Below are 2,400 nucleotides of genomic sequence, written 5' to 3' on the forward strand. Positions count from 1 at the left end.
GCACCAGCCCACCCCCGCTCCGCCCCGAGCGTAAAGGCGGCGCGGGCCGTCGCGGGCCGGTGGGCGGGTCGATATATTCGGGACCATGACTACACCCACTCCCCCGGTTGCCAAAAAAGTCCCCGTCGAACGCACCCACCACGGTCAGACGTTCACTGACGACTATGAATGGCTGCGGGAGAAGGAGAGCCCGGAGGTCATCGAGCACCTCAAGGCGGAGAACGCCTACACCGAGGCCGTCACTGCGGACCAGGAGCCGCTCCGCCAGCAGATCTTCGACGAGATCAAGGCCCGCACCGTGGAGACCGATCTCTCCGTACCGGCACGCAAGCGCGGCTGGTGGTACTACACGCGGACCGAGGAAGGCCAGCAGTACGCCATCCACTGCCGCACCGCGGCACAGGACACCGGTGACCTGCACGCAGACTGGACTCCACCCGTCGTCGAACCCGGGGTTCCTGTTCCGGGCGAGCAGATCCTCATCGACGGCAACGCCGAAGCAGAGGGCAAGCCGTTCTTCTCCCTCGGCGGCCTGGCTGTCACGGAGGACGGCAACCTGCTGGCCTACTGCGAGGACAACGCCGGGGATGAGCGGTTCACGCTGCGGATCAAGGACCTGCGCACCGGCGAACTGCTGCCCGACGTCGTGTCCAATGTCTTCTACTCGCTCGCCTTCTCCCCCGACGGAACCCGGGTGTTCTACACCGTCGTCGACGATTCCTGGCGCCCGTACCAGATCAAGGCACACACCCTGGGCACGGAGGTCAGCGAGGACACCGTGATTTACCAGGAGGACGACGTCGCCATGTGGACGGGGTTCGACCTCTCGGCGGACCGGAAGCAGCTCCTGATCGGCATCAGCTGCTCCGAGTACAGCGAGTACCGGGTCCTTGATTTCGATGACGCCGGTGACACCGTGCGAACCCTGATTCCGCGGAGCGAACGCATCCTGTACGAAGCCGAGCCGTTCACGCGTGACGGCGAACGCCAGTACCTCATCACACACAACCGAAACGCACTGAACTCCATGCTGTCCCTGGTCTCCGGCCCGGAGTTCTCCAAGCCCCTGGATGAACAGGTTTGGCACACCGTGGTGCCGCACGACGACGCGGTGCGGGTCAACGGCGCCTCCGTCACCTCCACGCACGTGCTGGTCTCAGTCCGGAAGGACACCACGGAGCGGGTGCAGATCCTGCCCCTGGCCGGGATCGGCACTCCGGAGCAGGCCGAACCGAGCGAGCCGTCCTTCGACGAGGAGCTCTACACTGCCGGGCTCACCAACGCCGAGTACGATTCCCCGGTCGTCCGGATCAGCTACACGTCCTACCTGACCCCGCCGCGCGTCTACGACTACGTCCTGGCGACCGGCGACCTGGAGCTGCGCAAGGAAACCCCTGTCCGCGGCGGCTACGATCCGGCCAACTACACCGCGGAGCGGGAATGGGCGACGGCGCCGGACGGCACCCAGGTGCCGCTCTCGATCCTGCGCCGCCGCGAGGTGGAGCGGAACGGGTCCAACCCGGCCCTGGTCTACGCCTACGGCAGCTACGAGATCTCCATGGACCCGGGCTTCAACATCGCCCGGCTCTCCCTGCTGGACCGGGGCGTGGTGTTCGTCGTCGCGCATATCCGCGGCGGCGGCGAGATGGGCCGGTCCTGGTATGACCAGGGCAAGAAGCTGAACAAGAAGAACACGTTCACCGACTTCGTGGCCGCTACGGACCACGTGGCTTCGACCGGCTGGGCCGATCCGGAACGGATCGCAGCCATGGGCGGATCGGCCGGCGGACTCCTGATGGGCGCCATCGCGAACCTGGCCCCGGAGAAGTACACGGCGATCGTGGCGCAGGTTCCGTTCGTGGATGCCCTGACCACCATTCTTGACCCGGAGCTCCCGCTCTCGGCCCTGGAATGGGAAGAGTGGGGCAACCCGATCACCGATCCTGAGGTTTACCAGTACATGAGCGAGTACAGCCCGTATGAGAATGTCCGGGCCGTGGACTACCCGCGGATCGCCGCCGTCACCAGCTTCAACGACACGCGTGTGCTGTATGTTGAGCCCGCCAAGTGGGTCGCCAAGCTGCGCGAAACCACCACCGGATCCGAGCCAATCGTGATGAAAATCGAGATGGACGGCGGCCACGGCGGCGCATCCGGCCGTTACGAAGCCTGGAAGGACCGCGCCTGGGATTACGCGTTTGTGCTCGCGGCCCTCGGCGCCCGGGACCTTCTGCCCGGCGTGGATTCCCCGGTTCCGGCGCAGTACAGCAAGTAAAGCATCGGACGACGGCGGCGGGGGCCAGGGTGCGCAACGGCACCCTGCCCCGCTCCCAGGACCGGCGCGCGGGGGTTAGTCCAGGCCGCCGGCTTCCGGGGACTCCGGGCGCGGAATGGGGCGGG

Annotated in this window: 1 protein-coding gene; it reads left to right on the plus strand. The window is 66.6% G+C overall.

Annotation, left to right across the window (positions count from 1 at the left end; all coding sequences use genetic code 11):
* Window positions 1-85: 85 nt before the first annotated feature.
* Window positions 86-2,275 carry a S9 family peptidase gene (locus TVB01_RS16545; RefSeq protein ID WP_422456994.1) on the plus strand — a complete coding sequence of 730 codons (2,190 nt, stop codon included), beginning with the start codon at window positions 86-88 and terminating at the stop codon, window positions 2,273-2,275.
* The last annotated feature ends 125 nt before the right edge of the window (window positions 2,276-2,400 follow it).

This window comes from Arthrobacter sp. 7Tela_A1 (assembly GCF_049311065.1).
Taxonomy (GTDB): domain Bacteria; phylum Actinomycetota; class Actinomycetes; order Actinomycetales; family Micrococcaceae; genus Arthrobacter_B.